At 51.6% G+C, this 18,088-nt stretch carries 14 protein-coding genes and 6 tRNA genes; 11 read left to right on the forward strand and 9 right to left on the reverse strand.

The annotated features are described in order from the left end of the window. Positions 1-102 precede the first annotated feature (102 nt). The 4 genes from HBM92_RS07070 to HBM92_RS07085 all read right to left on the reverse strand — a co-directional run bounded on the left by HBM92_RS07070 (position 103) and on the right by HBM92_RS07085 (position 499). Positions 103-178, reverse strand: a tRNA-Lys gene (locus HBM92_RS07070). A 4-nt stretch (positions 179-182) separates the two neighbouring features. Further along, positions 183-258 (reverse strand) — tRNA-Val (locus HBM92_RS07075). A gap of 46 nt (positions 259-304) precedes the next feature. After that, positions 305-380, reverse strand: a tRNA-Val gene (locus HBM92_RS07080). Positions 381-423: 43 nt separating this feature from the next. Further along, positions 424-499 (reverse strand) — tRNA-Val (locus tag HBM92_RS07085). A gap of 258 nt (positions 500-757) precedes the next feature. Here HBM92_RS07085 and gltX point away from each other — a divergent pair. Continuing rightward, entirely contained in the window at positions 758-2,173 is a 1,416-nt protein-coding gene (gene gltX / locus HBM92_RS07090; protein WP_000695662.1) for a glutamate--tRNA ligase, read from the forward strand. A gap of 50 nt (positions 2,174-2,223) precedes the next feature. Here the strand turns inward: gltX and HBM92_RS07095 are convergent, their stop codons facing one another. Both HBM92_RS07095 and HBM92_RS07100 read right to left on the reverse strand, forming a co-directional pair. Next, on the reverse strand, positions 2,224-2,616 hold the full coding sequence (locus tag HBM92_RS07095) for a MerR family transcriptional regulator (protein ID WP_000826499.1): 393 nt from the start codon (positions 2,614-2,616) through the stop codon (positions 2,224-2,226). A gap of 1 nt (position 2,617) precedes the next feature. Then, complete coding sequence (locus tag HBM92_RS07100; protein WP_000472021.1) at positions 2,618-2,977, reverse strand: YfeC-like transcriptional regulator; 360 nt, start codon at positions 2,975-2,977, stop codon at positions 2,618-2,620. A gap of 220 nt (positions 2,978-3,197) precedes the next feature. On the opposite strand from HBM92_RS07100, the gene HBM92_RS07105 reads away from it, so the two are divergent. The 3 genes from HBM92_RS07105 to HBM92_RS07115 all read left to right on the forward strand — a co-directional run bounded on the left by HBM92_RS07105 (position 3,198) and on the right by HBM92_RS07115 (position 5,784). Beyond that, positions 3,198-3,273, forward strand: a tRNA-Ala gene (locus HBM92_RS07105). A 39-nt stretch (positions 3,274-3,312) separates the two neighbouring features. Beyond that, positions 3,313-3,388 (forward strand) — tRNA-Ala (locus HBM92_RS07110). A gap of 206 nt (positions 3,389-3,594) precedes the next feature. Then, positions 3,595-5,784: a sensor domain-containing phosphodiesterase gene (locus tag HBM92_RS07115; RefSeq protein ID WP_001298577.1), complete on the forward strand. Its 2,190-nt coding sequence runs from the start codon at positions 3,595-3,597 to the stop codon at positions 5,782-5,784. A 48-nt stretch (positions 5,785-5,832) separates the two neighbouring features. Here the strand turns inward: HBM92_RS07115 and nupC are convergent, their stop codons facing one another. Continuing rightward, positions 5,833-7,035 (reverse strand): nucleoside permease NupC, encoded by a 1,203-nt coding sequence (gene nupC, locus HBM92_RS07120; RefSeq protein WP_000376337.1) that lies wholly within the window; start codon positions 7,033-7,035, stop codon positions 5,833-5,835. Between the two features lie 335 nt (positions 7,036-7,370). On the opposite strand from nupC, the gene HBM92_RS07125 reads away from it, so the two are divergent. Continuing rightward, a complete protein-coding gene (locus tag HBM92_RS07125; RefSeq protein ID WP_000186369.1) occupies positions 7,371-8,609 on the forward strand; it encodes an Nramp family divalent metal transporter in 1,239 nt (412 codons plus the stop codon). 140 nt (positions 8,610-8,749) lie between these two features. Here HBM92_RS07125 and ypeC read toward each other — a convergent pair whose 3' ends face one another. Next, entirely contained in the window at positions 8,750-9,076 is a 327-nt protein-coding gene (gene ypeC / locus HBM92_RS07130; protein ID WP_000490069.1) for a DUF2502 domain-containing protein YpeC, read from the reverse strand. Positions 9,077-9,190: 114 nt separating this feature from the next. Then, complete coding sequence (locus tag HBM92_RS07135) at positions 9,191-10,447, reverse strand: ion channel protein (protein ID WP_000903092.1); 1,257 nt, start codon at positions 10,445-10,447, stop codon at positions 9,191-9,193. Between the two features lie 203 nt (positions 10,448-10,650). Here HBM92_RS07135 and glk point away from each other — a divergent pair, with 203 nt between their 5' ends. From glk to ptsP, 6 genes are all read left to right on the forward strand, one after another. Next, on the forward strand, positions 10,651-11,616 hold the full coding sequence (glk, locus tag HBM92_RS07140) for a glucokinase (protein WP_000170355.1): 966 nt from the start codon (positions 10,651-10,653) through the stop codon (positions 11,614-11,616). A 218-nt stretch (positions 11,617-11,834) separates the two neighbouring features. After that, positions 11,835-12,161 carry a PTS fructose transporter subunit IIB gene (locus HBM92_RS07145; RefSeq protein WP_000038456.1) on the forward strand — a complete coding sequence of 109 codons (327 nt, stop codon included), beginning with the start codon at positions 11,835-11,837 and terminating at the stop codon, positions 12,159-12,161. 21 nt (positions 12,162-12,182) lie between these two features. Beyond that, the gene (locus tag HBM92_RS07150; RefSeq protein ID WP_000985305.1) at positions 12,183-13,430 is read left to right on the forward strand and encodes a PTS fructose transporter subunit IIC; all 1,248 of its coding nucleotides are present in this window, start codon (positions 12,183-12,185) and stop codon (positions 13,428-13,430) included. Between the two features lie 15 nt (positions 13,431-13,445). After that, positions 13,446-14,531, forward strand: a complete 1,086-nt coding sequence (gene ypdF, locus HBM92_RS07155) for an aminopeptidase (RefSeq protein ID WP_000173256.1) — start codon at positions 13,446-13,448, stop codon at positions 14,529-14,531. Then, positions 14,531-15,568, forward strand: a complete 1,038-nt coding sequence (gene ypdE / locus HBM92_RS07160; RefSeq protein ID WP_000366000.1) for an aminopeptidase — start codon at positions 14,531-14,533, stop codon at positions 15,566-15,568. Before ypdF ends, ypdE begins: the two co-directional genes overlap by 1 nt. 24 nt (positions 15,569-15,592) lie before the next feature. Next, positions 15,593-18,088: a phosphoenolpyruvate--protein phosphotransferase gene (gene ptsP / locus HBM92_RS07165; protein WP_000955876.1), complete on the forward strand. Its 2,496-nt coding sequence runs from the start codon at positions 15,593-15,595 to the stop codon at positions 18,086-18,088.

The following is an 18,088-nucleotide window of genomic DNA, read 5'->3' on the forward strand; positions in this document are numbered from 1 at the left end:
CACGGGAACTGCCGGACATAGTTGGTCTGATAAGCGAAGCGCATCAGGCAATTTCGCAAATTGCAGATAGCAAAAAAGCGCCTTTAGGGCGCTTTTTTACATTGGTGGGTCGTGCAGGATTCGAACCTGCGACCAATTGATTAAAAGTCAACTGCTCTACCAACTGAGCTAACGACCCGAAGTGGTGGGTGATGACGGGATCGAACCGCCGACCCCCTCCTTGTAAGGGAGGTGCTCTCCCAGCTGAGCTAATCACCCACTTCGGTACTTCACATTTTTACAAGAAATCTAGCTGGCGAGAAAGTGGTGGGTGATGACGGGATCGAACCGCCGACCCCCTCCTTGTAAGGGAGGTGCTCTCCCAGCTGAGCTAATCACCCACTTCTCAATTTCTTGCTACACGGCGGAGACTACATAAGTAGTTGGTGGGTGATGACGGGATCGAACCGCCGACCCCCTCCTTGTAAGGGAGGTGCTCTCCCAGCTGAGCTAATCACCCCCGCTGTGTGGAGTCGCATTATAGGGAGAGTTCAAAATGAGTCAACGCATTTTCTAAAGAAATTGTTCGTTCGTCGTAAATTTAAGCAAGATGATCGCAAAACAGACCGTGTTGCGCAATTTGTCAACGAAAACAATAATGCGTAAGGTTGCAACCCGAACTACATTGAGGAATCAGGCGGGAGTGATAGAATATCGCCCACTCAATTTTTCCAGGATTTGCCGGTTGTCGGCATCTTTCTAAACGTAAGGCCATTTCATGAAAATCAAAACTCGCTTCGCGCCAAGCCCAACAGGCTATCTGCACGTTGGCGGCGCGCGTACTGCTCTTTACTCCTGGCTTTTTGCACGTAACCACGGCGGTGAGTTCGTGCTGCGTATTGAAGACACCGATCTTGAGCGTTCCACGCCGGAAGCTATCGAAGCCATTATGGATGGCATGAACTGGCTGAGCCTGGAGTGGGATGAAGGTCCGTACTACCAGACCAAACGTTTTGATCGCTACAACGCGGTGATCGATCAGATGCTGGAAGAGGGCACAGCTTATAAATGCTATTGCTCTAAAGAGCGCCTGGAAGCGCTGCGCGAAGAGCAAATGGCGAAAGGTGAGAAGCCGCGTTATGACGGTCGCTGCCGCCACAGTCATGAGCATCACGCTGATGATGAGCCGTGTGTCGTACGTTTTGCTAACCCGCAGGAAGGTTCTGTTGTTTTTGACGATCAGATCCGTGGTCCGATCGAGTTCAGCAACCAGGAGCTGGATGATCTGATTATCCGCCGTACCGATGGTTCCCCAACCTATAACTTCTGTGTGGTTGTCGATGACTGGGATATGGAAATCACCCACGTTATCCGTGGCGAAGACCATATCAACAACACACCGCGCCAGATTAACATTCTTAAGGCTCTGAAAGCGCCGGTACCGGTTTACGCGCACGTTTCTATGATCAACGGCGATGACGGTAAAAAACTGTCCAAACGTCACGGGGCGGTCAGCGTAATGCAGTATCGTGATGATGGTTATCTGCCAGAAGCACTGCTGAACTATCTGGTGCGTCTGGGCTGGTCCCACGGCGATCAGGAAATCTTCACTCGTGAAGAGATGATTAAATACTTCACTCTGAATGCCGTCAGCAAATCTGCCAGTGCGTTCAACACCGACAAGCTGCTGTGGCTGAACCATCACTACATTAACGCGTTGCCGCCGGAGTATGTTGCTACTCACTTACAGTGGCACATTGAGCAGGAAAATATCGATACCCGTAACGGCCCGCAGCTGGCTGATCTGGTGAAACTGCTGGGCGAACGCTGCAAGACGCTGAAAGAGATGGCACAGAGCTGCCGTTATTTCTACGAAGATTTTGCTGAGTTCGATGCCGACGCCGCGAAAAAACATCTGCGTCCGGTAGCGCGTCAGCCGCTGGAAGTAGTTCGTGACAAACTGACTGCGATTACTGACTGGACCGCTGAAAACGTTCATCACGCTATTCAGGCGACGGCGGATGAGCTGGAAGTGGGTATGGGTAAAGTTGGTATGCCGCTGCGTGTCGCCGTAACCGGTGCGGGGCAGTCTCCGGCGCTGGATGTTACCGTTCACGCAATCGGTAAGACCCGCAGTATCGAGCGTATCAACAAAGCGCTGGCTTTTATTGCTGAACGCGAAAATCAGCAGTAATTAGCGCATAAAAGATAAACGGCAGGAGAGATACCCCTGCCGTTTTTTATTTATGCTGATTCATCTATGTCGAGACGAGCAAGAAAATTACGAATTCCTTCGCGTGACAAAAATTGCGCAACTTTTTCTTGCTCACTGTGAGTCATGTTGTCTATTGCGCTGATGATTTGCCGATAAGCAGGAGTGCGAATACCCGGTGCGTATTCGGCAAGGGGTTCTTCGGCTTCCAGAAGCATCGGTGTGTTATGGAAGGCTGGCGTGTTCTGAATAAACTCGCAAACTTGCGTATCGACCAGAATAAGTCTGGCACGACCGCCTTTCACGCCGGGAAATTTTTCCGTTTTCCAGCCTTTTTCTCTGATCCAACGGTTAACAGTTTGTTTAGCCACGCCGAGGCATTCAGCCAGTTCTTCGGTGGTCATTTTATTGCGTAATCTTTTCATATTATTTGCTATCGCGAATCCCTAAGCGTTGTAACAATCCGATAATCCCTTCCCGCAGAAGCAAGGATGTAAACTGTTTTTGTTCAACTGGCGTCATCTCTTTCGCCAGTGTCACCAGCAACACTTCAAGCGGCGCATCACCAGAAAGGGCTGGCGCTTCTCCCTGACCTTCTGGACGTTCAGCATTGCGAATATATTCACGAACCTGTTCATTGACGTGAACCAGTCGAGCTTTGCCACCCTGGACGCCTGGTTTTGGTGACGTTGTCCAGCCTTCCTTGCGTACCCATTTATTAATGGTCTGGCGGCTATAGCCGGTCAGTCTGGCAAGTTCATCTGGCGTCATCCTCTCCTTGAACATAACAATTCCCTGAATGTATGTGGGTCTATTAGTAGTTCATTTTATAACACCACTTTACAGGAAACCGTGACATGAATAACTACTGAATGCGAGCGGTTTTCCAAAATTGTTCATTTGCCTGATTTTTCAGCGATTGAAACTACACGTGGCAATTTGCCGTTGACACATTCGGGCGGAATTCATATGATGCCGCCCGTCAACTCGACAAGCTTTACGTGATGGGGCTATAGCTCAGCTGGGAGAGCGCTTGCATGGCATGCAAGAGGTCAGCGGTTCGATCCCGCTTAGCTCCACCAAATTTTGCACCCAGCAAATTTGGTACGTAAACGACTCGTGGGGCTATAGCTCAGCTGGGAGAGCGCTTGCATGGCATGCAAGAGGTCAGCGGTTCGATCCCGCTTAGCTCCACCAAATTTCAAACCCTCGCTGCAAAGCGGGGGTTTTTTGTCTCTGCCTTTTGCCGCTTTTGTAATACAGTCTATATCCTGGCAGTGCCGTGTGGTGAATGCATCACTGACTGAAAAAACAGCAACAGGCTGGCCCCTGTTTGCTTCGCGATGCGAATAAACTTATTATTTGTGTGCCTGAAAACCCCGATCAGTGAGAGTAGTGTACTCATGTTTGTGGAGCATAACCTGATAAAAAATATCAAGATATTCACACTAGCGTTTACGCTCACCGTGGTACTTATTCAGCTATCCCGTTTAATTTCGCCACTTGCTGTTATCCATTCCAATTATATCTTTCTGGCGTGGATGCCACTGTGCGTAATGCTGTCAATCTTGTTTATCTTTGGCTGGCGTGGTGTCGTTCCCATTTTATGCGGGATGTTTTGCACCAATCTGTGGAACCTGCATCTCTCTTTTTTACAGACCGCCGTCATGATCGGCAGCCAGGCGTTTGCAGTCCTGTGTGCCTGTGCAATATTACGCTGGCAATTGGGGACGCGTTGGCGTTATGGATTGACCAGCCGATACGTCTGGCAACGTCTGTTCTGGCTTGGTTTGGTGGCGCCGATTGGCATCAAATGCAGCATGTATCTTGTGGGAAATTTCTTTGATTTTCCGCTAAAGATATCTACCTTTTTCGGCGATGCGGATGCCATTTTCACGGTCGTTGATTTGCTAAGCCTTTTCACCGCAGTGCTGATTTACAACATGCTTTTTTACTATCTCACCCGCATGATTGTAAGTCCCCACTTTGCACAGATATTGTGGCGTAGGGATATCGCTCCGTCGTTGAGCAAAGAGAAACGCGCATTTACCTTAAGCTGGCTGGCAGCTCTTAGCGTGCTGCTACTTCTGATGTGCACACCGTATGAAAATGACTTTATTGCCGGTTACCTGGTACCTGTTTTCTTTATCATCTTTACCCTCGGTGTCGGTAAGATTCGCTATCCGTTTTTAAATCTCACCTGGGCTGTTTCAACGCTTTGCCTTCTGAATTACAACCAGAACTTTTTGCAAGGGGTACTAACCGAATATTCGCTGGCATTTATTCTCGCAGTACTGATTTCCTTTAGTGTTTGCCTGCTCTATATGGTGCGTATTTATCATCGTAGTGAATGGCTTAACCGCCGCTGGCATTTGCAGGCGCTGACCGATCCGTTAACGCTTCTACCCAACTTTCGTGCGTTGGAGCAAGCGCCGGAGCAAGAGGCGGGCAAGAGTTTTTGCTGCCTGCGCATTGATAATCTTGAGTTTATGAGTCGTCATTACGGCTTAATAATGCGCGTTCACTGTATCCGCTCAATTTACCGTACGCTGCTGCCGTTGATGCAGGAAAACGAAAAGTTGTATCAATTGCCGGGTAGTGAACTGCTGTTAGTGCTGAGCGGGCCGGAAACGGAAGGGCGACTCCAGCATATGGTTAACATCCTGAATAGTCGGCAAATTCACTGGAACAATACCGGGCTGGATATGGGCTATGGTGCTGCCTGGGGGCGTTTTGATGGAAATCAGGAAACCCTGCAACCCTTGTTGGGGCAGTTAAGCTGGCTGGCGGAGCAATCCTGCGCACATCATCATGTGCTGGCGCTGGATAGCAGAGAGGAGATGGTTTCCGGGCAAACCACTAAACAGGTGCTATTGCTGAATACCATTCGCACGGCGTTAGATCAGGGTGATTTGCTGCTCTACGCCCAGCCAATTCGCAACAAAGAGGGTGAAGGTTATGATGAGATCCTCGCGCGACTGAAGTATGACGGCGGCATTATGACCCCGGATAAGTTTCTGCCCCTTATTGCTCAGTTTAACCTTAGCGCGCGTTTTGATTTGCAAGTGCTGGAATCCTTGTTGAAGTGGCTGGCAACACACCCTTGCGACAAAAAAGGTCCACGCTTTTCAGTCAATTTAATGCCGCTCACGCTGCTGCAAAAGAATATTGCCGGGCGGATTATTCGTCTGTTTAAGCGTTATTACATCTCCCCGCAGGCGGTCATTCTTGAGATCACCGAGGAGCAGGCGTTTTCTAACGCAGAAAGCAGCATGTACAACATCGAGCAGCTGCATAAGTTTGGTTTCCGGATTGCAATTGATGACTTTGGCACCGGATATGCCAACTACGAACGGTTAAAGCGTTTGCAGGCTGATATCATCAAAATTGATGGCGTCTTTGTGAAAGATATCGTCACGAACACGCTGGATGCGATGATTGTGAGATCAATTACCGATCTGGCGAAAGCGAAGTCATTGAGTGTGGTCGCGGAGTTTGTCGAGACGCCACAGCAGCAGGCGCTATTGCATAAACTTGGGGTGCAATATCTGCAAGGATATTTAATTGGTCGTCCGCAGCCATTAGCTGATTAACAGGCGTAAAAAAGCCGGGGAATTACCCCGGCTTTTTTATGTATGGTCTTACAGCACCAGTGCTGCGATTGACGCAGACAGCACACTCACCAGGGTAGAGCCGTAAACCAGTTTCAGACCGAAGCGAGAAACCACGTTACCTTGCTCTTCATTCAGGCCTTTAACCGCACCCGCGATAATCCCGATTGAAGAGAAGTTAGCGAAGGAAACCAGGAACACAGAGATGATGCCTTCCGCACGCGGAGAGAGCGTGGAAGCAATTTTCTGCAGATCCATCATCGCAACGAACTCGTTGGAAACCAGTTTGGTCGCCATGATACTGCCCACTTGCAGTGCTTCACTGGAAGGAACACCCATCACCCATGCAATCGGATAGAAGATGTAACCCAGGATGCCCTGGAAGGAGATGCTGTAGCCAAACCAGCCAGTCACGGTAGCAAACAGAGCGTTCAGTGCAGCGATCAGGGCGATAAAGCCGATCAGCATCGCGGCAACGATAATGGCAACTTTGAAACCTGCCAGAATGTATTCACCCAGCATTTCGAAGAAGCTCTGACCTTCGTGCAGGTTGGACATCTGAATGTTTTCTTCACTGGCATCAACACGGTAAGGGTTGATCAGCGACAGCACGATAAAGGTGCTGAACATGTTCAGTACCAGCGCCGCAACGACGTATTTCGGCTCCAGCATGGTCATATATGCACCAACGATGGACATCGACACGGTGGACATCGCCGTTGCTGCCATGGTGTACATACGATTGCGGGAGATTTTGCCGAGGATATCTTTATAGGCAATAAAGTTTTCAGACTGACCCAGAATCAGGGAGCTGACGGCGTTAAAGGATTCCAGTTTGCCCATGCCGTTGACTTTGGAGAGCAGGAAACCAATTGCGCGGATAATCACCGGCAATACGCGAATATGCTGGAGAATACCGATCAGCGCAGAGATAAAGACGATTGGGCACAGCACTTTCAGGAAGAAGAATGCCAGGCCTTGATCATTCATGCTACCAAAGACGAAGTTAGTCCCTTCGTTGGCAAAACCGAGCAGTTTTTCGAACATTTCGGAGAAGCCTTTCACGAAGCCCAGACCAACGTCGGAGTTCAGGAAGAACCACGCCAGTAACACTTCGATAACAAGCAGTTGAATAACATAACGGATACGAATTTTTTTGCGGTCGCTGCTTACCAGCAGTGCGAGAATCGCAACAACGGCAAGTGCCAGTACAAAATGAAGGACGCGGTCCATATTTGCTCCAAATATGAGGCAGGTTAAATTTCCGTGCACATTCTATGTAACATGGTTAAGGAAAACGAGATCTGACACACACTATAATGACGTCCTGTGACAAGCTTCAAAAATAGTGATCTGTCATACATTTCTGCTATGTTGTGTATGGAAGCGGAAGGTTATGTAAATGTGCTAATATTAAACATAACCATAACATTCGAGTCATCTATCTTTTCGTAGTCATAATCCTGGTCTATCAGAGAAATCATCACAACCCATTTAAATGAATTTGATAATCATTCTCATTTAACGTAGCATGAAACATAGCAAAGGCTATGTTTTAGAGGCACAAGATGACGAACTATCGCGTTGAGAGTAGCAGCGGACGGGCGGCGCGCAAGATGAGGCTCGCATTAATGGGACCTGCGTTCATTGCGGCGATTGGTTATATCGATCCCGGTAACTTTGCGACCAATATTCAGGCGGGTGCCAGCTTCGGCTATCAGTTATTGTGGGTTGTCGTTTGGGCTAACCTGATGGCGATGCTGATTCAAATCCTCTCGGCCAAACTGGGGATTGCCACCGGTAAAAATCTGGCGGAGCAGATTCGCGATCACTACCCGCGCCCCGTCGTGTGGTTCTATTGGGTTCAGGCAGAAATTATTGCGATGGCAACCGACCTGGCGGAATTTATTGGTGCGGCGATCGGTTTTAAACTCATTCTTGGTGTTTCGTTGTTGCAGGGCGCGGTGCTGACGGGGATCGCGACTTTCCTGATTTTAATGCTGCAACGTCGCGGGCAAAAACCGCTGGAGAAAGTGATTGGCGGGTTACTGTTGTTTGTTGCCGCGGCTTACATTGTCGAGTTGATTTTCTCCCAGCCTAACCTGGCGCAGCTGGGTAAAGGAATGGTAATCCCGAGTTTACCTACTTCGGAGGCGGTCTTCCTGGCAGCGGGCGTGTTAGGGGCGACGATTATGCCGCATGTGATTTATTTGCACTCTTCGCTCACTCAGCATTTACATGGCGGTTCGCGTCAACAACGTTATTCCGCCACCAAATGGGATGTGGCTATCGCCATGACGATTGCCGGTTTTGTCAATCTGGCGATGATGGCTACAGCTGCGGCGGCGTTCCACTTTTCTGGTCATACTGGTGTTGCCGATCTTGATGAGGCTTATCTGACGCTGCAACCGCTGTTAAGCCATGCTGCGGCAACGGTCTTTGGATTAAGCCTGGTTGCTGCCGGACTGTCTTCAACGGTGGTGGGGACGCTGGCGGGGCAGGTAGTGATGCAGGGCTTCATTCGCTTTCATATCCCGCTGTGGGTGCGTCGTACAGTCACCATGCTGCCGTCATTTATCGTCATTCTGATGGGATTAGATCCGACACGGATTCTGGTTATGAGTCAGGTGCTGTTAAGTTTTGGTATCGCCCTGGCGCTGGTTCCACTGTTGATTTTCACCAGTGACAGCAAGTTGATGGGCGATCTGGTGAACAGTAAACGCGTAAAACAGACAGGCTGGGTGATTGTGGTGCTGGTAGTGGCGCTGAATATCTGGTTACTGGTAGGAACGGCACTGGGATTGTAGTTGAATGAGCGTCGCATTTGGCACCATTGGCGGATGCGGCGTAAATGCTTTATCCGCCCTACGCGTTAAAGAGCTGGTTTGTAGGCCTGATAAGACGCGCTAGCGTCGCATCAGGCATTTTGCTCCATTGGCGAATGTGTTTAATGGCGGTGTCCATGTCCGCGGCCTTTTCCACGATGATCGTCACGATCGCGCCAGCCTTCACGATAGCCACGTTCATACGCTTTACGCTTATCCCAGCCACGATGGTAGCCATTATCATGATGCCACCAGCGGTTTTTACGCCATTCATAATTGCGGTGCCAGTAGTCACGGTCGCGCCAGTGACCACCGTCCCAGTAATTACCGTAATGATCGCGATCGCCAATTTGTAATTTGATTGATGGCAGTAGGGTGATTTCACCTGCGTTTGCCGCAAGCGGGGTAAATGCCATCAGGGCGGCCGCCAGAAACAGTGACCTGAACATTGTTATTCTCCTTCACGATCGAAGCCGTCAGCGGCCTGTTAACGCAATATTACGGGGAGGTAAAGCGCCGTATCATCGCCATAACTCTTAAATCATAAAGGAGAGCATTTTTTGCTAAACGTTATCGTGGGGTGGCTGTTGCTTCTGACGATTGACCATCATCATCGGCTTACCTGCTAATAACAGCCATGCCGGGAGCATGACGATACAGAGCAGCGGTAGCAATGTGGTATTGGGTACAACGACTGCCGCCATAAAAAGACTTAACCAGCCATCGCGTGTTACCACCAGCACGATGCCGAGTATAGCGCAGGAAACGGTTATTGCCGCTGGAACGGCGGGAACGTGCTCATGAAGCATCAACCCTAATGCCACGCCGACAAACACTGCCGGGAAGATTCGCCCACCGCGAAAGCCACTGGCGGCAGCAACGACCAGGGCGGCAAGTTTTATCACCGCCAGCAAAAAGTAATCGCTGGTGCTGAAAGCCTGATTTGCCACCATCTGCTGCATCTCATCCAGCCCTTTAAACAGCGAAACCGGTCCACCAATAACCCCCAGAATACCGAGAATAAATCCGCCAATACCCAGCACGAACACCGGATTTTTCATTTGATGCATCATCGCGTGCAACCGTGGTAAGCACCATACGGCGACCATCCCTGCTGCGATGGCAATCGCCGCGACAATTGCACCGCTGAGAATATCGGTCATTTCCATCTGTCCGTAATGCGCAATGGGCAGTGAAAAATGAGGATGGAAAAATAATCCGGTAGTAAGTGCACCAGCTGCTGCCGCCATTAACGGCGCAAAGAGACGATCCCATAGCGGAACTTCATTACTGCCATTTAAGGTTTGCGAAAATATCAATGCCGCCGCAACAGGTGTGCCAAACAGCGCGCCGATGGTTCCGGCAGAGGCTAAAATAGTCCACTCCATTCGGTTGACGCGCGGTAACAGACGAGCGCCAATGGCGACGGCAAGGGCGATATTGACGGTTATGATCGGATGTTCCGGCCCCAGGCTGACGCCGCCAGCAAGACCGAGAATTAATGCTACGATAAGTCCTGGTAGCGCAGAGGGCGGAATCGGTGCGCCGATAAGCGGTTCACAGGCGGGATCTGGTCCGGCATGACCCTGGCTGAAACGGATAACCAACCCCACCGCAATACCCGTTAGCGTTAATACACCGATGATCCAGAGAGGTGAATCCTGGGCTATCCCCAGAGTTCCCGGCAGTCGTTGCCAGAGCAAATTCTGTAATACCGAGGCGATTTTCATCACCATAATCAGAATAAGACTGGACGCAATCCCAATTGCCACGGCGGGGAGCGATAATAACAACATGGTTCTGGCTCGCGGATGGAGCATGTTCTATTCCTTATGCGGGGTCAGATACTTAGTTTGCCCAGCTTGCAAAAAGGCATCGCTGCAATTGGTGCTGAAACGATAAAGTAATTGTGTGACCCAGATCGATATTTACAGGGAGCCTGCCTTTCCGGCGTTGTTGTTATGCCCCCAGGTATTTACAGTGTGAGAAAGAATTATTTTGACTTTAGCGGAGCAGTTGAAGAATGACAAAGTATGCATTAGTCGGTGATGTGGGCGGCACCAACGCACGTCTTGCTCTGTGTGATATTGCCAGTGGTGAAATCTCGCAGGCTAAGACCTATTCAGGGCTTGATTACCCCAGCCTCGAAGCGGTCATTCGCGTTTATCTTGAAGAACATAAGGTCGAGGTGAAAGACGGCTGTATTGCCATCGCTTGCCCAATTACCGGTGACTGGGTGGCAATGACCAACCATACCTGGGCGTTCTCAATTGCCGAAATGAAAAAGAATCTCGGTTTTAGCCATCTGGAAATTATTAACGATTTTACTGCTGTATCGATGGCGATCCCGATGCTGAAAAAAGAGCATCTGATTCAGTTTGGTGGCGCAGAACCGGTAGAAGGTAAGCCTATTGCGGTTTACGGTGCCGGAACAGGGCTTGGGGTTGCGCATCTGGTCCATGTCGATAAGCGTTGGGTAAGCTTGCCAGGAGAAGGCGGTCACGTTGATTTTGCGCCGAATAGTGAAGAAGAGGGCATTATCCTCGAAATATTGCGTGCGGAAATTGGTCATGTTTCGGCGGAACGCGTGCTTTCTGGCCCTGGACTGGTGAATTTGTATCGCGCAATTGTTAAAGCCGACAACCGCCTGCCAGAAAATCTCAAGCCAAAAGATATTACCGAACGCGCGCTGGCTGACAGCTGCACCGATTGCCGCCGCGCGTTGTCGCTGTTTTGCGTCATTATGGGCCGTTTTGGCGGCAATCTGGCGCTCAATCTCGGGACATTTGGCGGCGTGTTTATTGCGGGTGGTATCGTGCCGCGCTTCCTTGAGTTCTTCAAAGCCTCTGGTTTCCGCGCCGCATTTGAAGATAAAGGGCGCTTTAAAGAATATGTCCATGATATTCCGGTGTATCTCATCGTCCATGACAATCCGGGCCTTCTCGGTTCCGGTGCACATTTACGCCAGACCTTAGGTCACATTCTCTAAATCCTTCCTGTTATATCGGGAGGTAACTCTCCCGATAATCTTTTAAATCATACAGTTAATTAAATTTTCTTTGTGTCCCCCTCACAAGGCCGACCTGCGTCACACTTCCGTACAGCGGGATTAATTCTCCAGTAAATGCATTATTTGTCTGGTAACGGCGATTTGTTTTGCACGTTCATAATTTCACTCGTCAACTATCACTGAACGAGGAATTAACGATGAGTAAGAAACTGATTGCCTTATGTGCCTGCCCAATGGGCCTGGCTCACACTTTTATGGCCGCTCAGGCGCTGGAAGAAGCGGCGGTAGAAGCCGGTTATGAAGTGAAAATTGAAACCCAGGGCGCGGACGGTATCCAGAATCGCCTGACGGCGCAGGATATCGCCGAAGCGACCATCATCATCCACTCCGTGGCAGTTACCCCGGAAGATAACGAACGTTTCGAATCACGCGACGTTTATGAAATCACTTTGCAGGACGCAATTAAAAACGCTGCGGGAATCATCAAAGAAATCGAAGAGATGATTGCCTCTGAACAACAGTAATATTCGACAGGGATAATTGTTATGGCCATTAAAAAACGCAGTGCAACCGTTGTGCATGGCGCATCCGGTGCGGCAGCGGCAGTTAAGAATCCGCAGGCCTCTAAATCCAGCTTCTGGGGTGAACTCCCGCAGCATGTGATGTCAGGGATTTCACGCATGGTGCCGACCTTAATTATGGGCGGTGTGATCCTCGCTTTCAGTCAGCTGATTGCTTATAGCTGGCTTAAAATTCCTGCTGATATCGGCATCATGGATGCTCTTAATAGCGGGAAATTCTCCGGTTTCGACCTCTCCTTACTTAAATTTGCCTGGCTGTCGCAGTCCTTCGGCGGCGTGTTGTTTGGTTTTGCCATTCCGATGTTTGCTGCTTTTGTGGCGAACTCTATCGGTGGCAAACTGGCGTTCCCGGCTGGTTTTATCGGCGGCTTGATGTCTACCCAGCCGACGCAACTGCTGAACTTCGATCCCAGCACGATGCAATGGGCGACCTCTTCGCCGGTGCCGTCCACCTTCATTGGTGCGCTGATTATTTCTATCGTTGCCGGTTACCTTGTGAAATGGATGAACCAGAAAATCCAGTTACCGGATTTCCTGTTAGCGTTCAAAACCACATTTTTGCTACCGATTCTTTCCGCCATTTTTGTCATGCTGGCGATGTACTACGTCATCACCCCCTTTGGTGGCTGGATCAACGGCGGTATCCGTACCGTGCTGACCGCTGCAGGTGAGAAGGGCGCGCTGATGTACGCAATGGGGATCGCCGCGGCGACAGCAATCGACCTTGGTGGCCCGATCAACAAAGCGGCAGGTTTCGTTGCCTTCAGCTTTACCACTGACCACGTATTACCGGTCACTGCACGTTCTATCGCTATCGTTATTCCGCCGATTGGTCTGGGTCTGGCGACCATTATCGATCGTCGCTTAACTGGCAAACGCTTGTTCAACGCCCAGCTTTATCCGCAGGGTAAAACCGCGATGTTCCTGGCGTTTATGGGGATCAGTGAGGGTGCGATTCCGTTTGCACTGGAAAGCCCTATCACCGCCATTCCGTCGTATATGGTCGGCGCGATTGTCGGCTCAACCGCCGCTGTCTGGCTGGGCGCAGTGCAATGGTTCCCGGAGTCCGCTATCTGGGCGTGGCCGCTGGTCACTAATCTGGGTGTCTATATGGCGGGGATCGCGCTGGGAGCAATCATTACTGCGCTGATGGTGGTGTTCTTGCGTCTGATGATGTTCCGCAAAGGTAAATTGTTAATCGAGAGCCTGTAAGAAGGAAAAATCCAGATGACATTACTCGCTTCGCTGCGCGACTGGCTTAAGGCACAACAACTGGATGCGGTGCTTCTCTCCTCACGGCAGAACAAACAGCCGCATCTGGGGATCTCCACCGGATCAGGCTATGTGGTGATTAGCCGTGAAAGTGCGCACATTCTGGTGGATTCGCGCTATTACGCGGATGTTGAAGCCCGCACGCAAGGTTACCAGCTGCATTTGCTCGACGCGATGCACACGCTTGCCACCATCGTCAGACAAATCATTGCCGATGAGCAGTTGCAAACGCTCGGTTTTGAAGGCCAGCAGGTGAGTTGGGAAACCGCGCACCGCTGGCAGTCCGAACTCAATGCGAAACTGGTTAGCGCCACGCCGGATGTGCTGCGGCAAATCAAAACGCCAGAAGAGGTGGAGAAAATCCGCCTTGCCTGCGGGATTGCCGATCGTGGCGCAGAGCATATTCGCCGCTTTATTCAGGCGGGGATGAGCGAATGCGAGATAGCCGCTGAACTGGAGTGGTTTATGCGCCGGCAGGGCGCAGAAAAAGCCTCTTTCGATACCATTGTCGCCAGTGGCTGGCGTGGGGCGCTGCCGCACGGTAAAGCCAGCGACAAGATTGTTGCAGCGGGCGAGTTTGTCACTCTCGATTTCGGTGCGCTCTATCAGGGCTACTGCTCTGATATGACGCGCACCTTGCTGGTGAATGGCGAAGGGGTGAGCGCCGAATCTCACCCGCTGTTTAACGTCTATCAGATTGTCCTGCAGGCACAGCTCGCGGCAATCTCTGTAATTCGCCCCGGCGTGCGCTGCCAGCAGGTTGACGATGCCGCGCGCCGCGTGATTACCGAGGCCGGTTATGGCAAGTTTTTCGGCCATAACACCGGTCATGCTATCGGTATTGAAGTCCATGAAGAACCGCGTTTTTCACCGCGGGACACCACGACGCTACAGCCAGGTATGTTACTGACCGTGGAGCCAGGGATTTATTTTCCAGGGCAAGGGGGCGTGCGCATTGAAGATGTCGTGCTGGTCACCCCGCAAGGCGCAGAAGTGCTCTACGCCATGCCGAAAACAGTGTTGCTCACGGGAGAGGCATAATGGATTTATCGCTCTTAAAAGCGTTGAGCGAGGCAGATGCGATCGCCTCCTCGGAACAGGAAGTACGGCAGATCCTGCTGGATGAAGCGGATCGCCAGCAAAAAGAGGTCCGTTTTGACGGCCTGGGATCGGTGCTGATCCGACTCAATGAGTCGACAGGTCCGAAGGTGATGATCTGTGCGCATATGGACGAAGTGGGATTTATGGTGCGCAGCATCTCCCGCGAAGGGGCGATCGATGTGTTGCCGGTTGGCAATGTACGCATGGCTGCCCGCCAGCTTCAGTCGGTGCGTATCACTACCCGTGAAGAGTGCAAAATTCCAGGCCTGCTTGACGGCGACCGGCAGGGGAATGACGTCAGCGCCATGCGCGTGGACATTGGCGCGCGCTCCTGTGACGAAGTGATGCAGGCGGGAATTCGTCCAGGCGATCGCGTCACCTTCGATACCACTTTTCAGGTTCTCCCTCACCAGCGAGTGATGGGGAAAGCCTTTGATGACCGCCTCGGTTGCTATCTGCTGGTGACGTTACTGCGTGAGCTGCACGACGCCGAACTGCCTGCGGAAGTGTGGCTGGTGGCAAGTTCCAGCGAAGAGGTGGGATTACGCGGCGGGCAAACTGCCACCCGCGCGGTGTCGCCGGATGTCGCCATTGTGCTTGATACTGCCTGCTGGGCGAAAAACTTTGATTATGGCGCAGCTAACCATCGCCAGATTGGTAACGGGCCGATGCTGGTGTTAAGCGACAAGTCACTGATTGCGCCGCCAAAACTTACCGCGTGGATCGAAACCGTGGCGGCAGAAATTGGCGTACCGTTGCAGTCAGATATGTTCAGCAACGGCGGAACGGACGGCGGGGCGGTGCATTTAACCGGCACTGGCGTACCCACAGTGGTGATGGGGCCTGCAACCCGCCACGGACATTGCGCCGCATCGATTGCCGACTGCCGTGACATTTTGCAGATGGAGCAACTTTTATCTGCCCTTATTCAACGTCTTACGCGTGAGACGGTTGTTCAACTGACGGATTTCAGATGATCTCCTGATTAACCCGGAGCGGTTATGTTAACGATTCAATTTCTCTGTCCTTTGCCTAACGGTCTACATGCTCGTCCGGCGTGGGAACTTAAAGAGCAGTGCAGCCAGTGGCAAAGCGAAATCACTTTTATTAACCATCGCCAGAACGCAAAGGCCGATGCGAAAAGCTCGCTGGCGCTGATTGGCACTGGCACTTTATTTAATGACAGTTGCAGCCTGAACATTAGCGGTAGCGATGAAGAGCAGGCGCGGCGAGTGCTGGAAGAGTATATCCAGGTGCGCTTTATCGACAGCGATAGCGTCCAGCCGACGCTGGCAGAACTGACGGCGCATCCGCTGCCGCGTTCATTAAGCCGCCTGAACCCGGATTTACTGTACGGCAACGTGCTGGCAAGCGGCGTTGGCGTGGGTACACTGACCCTGTTACAGAGCGACAGCCTCGACAGTTATCGGGTGATCCCTGCGAGTGCGCAAGATTCCACCCTACTGGAGCACAGTCTGGCAACGCTTGCCGAGCAACTGAACCAGCAATTGCGTGAGCGTGACGGCGAAAGCAAAACTATCCTCAGCGCCCATTTGTCGCTGATTCAGGATGATGAATTTGCAGGCAATATCCGTCACCTGATGGCAGAACAGCATCAGGGGCTGGGGGCGGCGATCATCAGCAATATGGAGCAGATTTGTGCCAAACTTTCTGCTTCTGCCAGCGATTATCTGCGCGAGCGGGTCAGCGACATTCGCGATATCAGCGAACAGTTGCTGCATATCACCTGGCCGGAACTAAAACCGCGCAATAATCTGGTGCTTGAAAAACCGACCATTCTGGTGGCTGAAGATTTAACCCCAAGCCAGTTTTTGAGCCTCGATTTAAAAAATCTTGCGGGCATGATTCTGGAGAAAACCGGGCGCACCTCGCATACCCTGATTCTGGCCCGCGCTTCGGCGATCCCGGTACTGAGCGGCCTGCCGCTGGATGCGATTGCCCGTTATGCCGGGCAACCTGCAGTGCTTGATGCCCAGTGCGGCGTACTGGCAATTAATCCCAACGATGCGGTGAGCGGTTATTACCAGGTGGCGCAGACGCTGGCGGATAAACGCCAAAAACAACAGGCGCAAGCTGCCGCGCAGCTGGCCTATTCCCGTGATAAAAAGCGTATTGATATTGCGGCGAATATTGGCACAGCTCTGGAAGCCCCAGGCGCGTTTGCCAACGGCGCGGAAGGCGTTGGGCTGTTTCGTACCGAAATGCTCTATATGGATCGCGACAGCGCGCCGGACGAGCAGGAACAGTTTGAAGCGTACCAGCAGGTGCTACTGGCGGCGGGCGACAAGCCGATTATCTTCCGCACGATGGACATCGGTGGCGATAAAAGCATTCCTTACCTCAACATTCCCCAGGAAGAGAACCCGTTCCTCGGCTATCGCGCGGTACGTATTTACCCGGAATTTGCTGGCCTGTTCCGCACTCAATTGCGGGCGATTTTGCGCGCTGCCAGTTTCGGCAACGCCCAGTTGATGATCCCAATGGTCCACAGTCTCGATCAGATCTTATGGGTGAAGGGTGAGCTCCAAAAAGCGATCGTTGAGCTTAAGCGCGATGGCCTGCGTCATGCAGAGACGATTACGCTGGGTATCATGGTGGAAGTGCCGTCGGTGTGCTACATCATCGACCACTTCTGCGATGAGGTCGATTTCTTCAGTATCGGTTCTAACGATATGACCCAGTATCTGTATGCAGTCGATCGTAATAACCCGCGCGTATCGCCGCTGTATAACCCGATTACGCCATCGTTCCTGCGCATGTTGCAGCAGATTGTTACCGCTGCGCATCAGCGCGGCAAATGGGTAGGTATTTGCGGTGAACTGGGCGGTGAAAGTCGTTATCTGCCGCTACTGCTAGGGCTGGGCCTGGATGAGCTAAGCATGAGTAGCCCGCGTATTCCGGCAGTGAAAAGCCAGCTTCGTCAACTGGATAGCGAGGCGTGTCGGGAACTGGCGCGTCAGGCGTGCGAGTGCCGCAGCGCGCAGGAAATTGAAGCGTTACTTACCGCGTTTACGCCGGAAGAAGACGTTCGCCCACTGCTGGCACTAGAGAATATCTTTGTTGATCAGTCCTTTAGTAATAAAGAGCAGGCGATCCAGTTCCTGTGCGGTAACCTCGGTGTTAACGGGCGTACTGAACATCCGTTCGAGCTGGAAGAAGATGTCTGGCAGCGGGAAGAGATTGTTACTACTGGCGTTGGTTTTGGCGTGGCGATCCCGCACACCAAATCACAGTGGATCCGTCATTCCAGTATCAGCATTGCCCGGTTGGTGAAACCGGTTGACTGGCAGTCAGAAATGGGCGAAGTCGAACTGGTGATCATGCTGACGCTGGGCGCTAACGAAGGGATGAATCATGTGAAAGTCTTCTCGCAGCTGGCGCGTAAACTGGTGAATAAAAACTTCCGCCAGTCGCTGTTTGCCGCGCAAGATGCACAAAGTATTCTGACGCTGCTGGAAACGGAATTAACCTTCTGA

The sequence above is a fragment of the Escherichia sp. E.sYA108 genome (genome assembly GCF_011754335.1).
Lineage (GTDB): Bacteria > Pseudomonadota > Gammaproteobacteria > Enterobacterales > Enterobacteriaceae > Escherichia > Escherichia coli.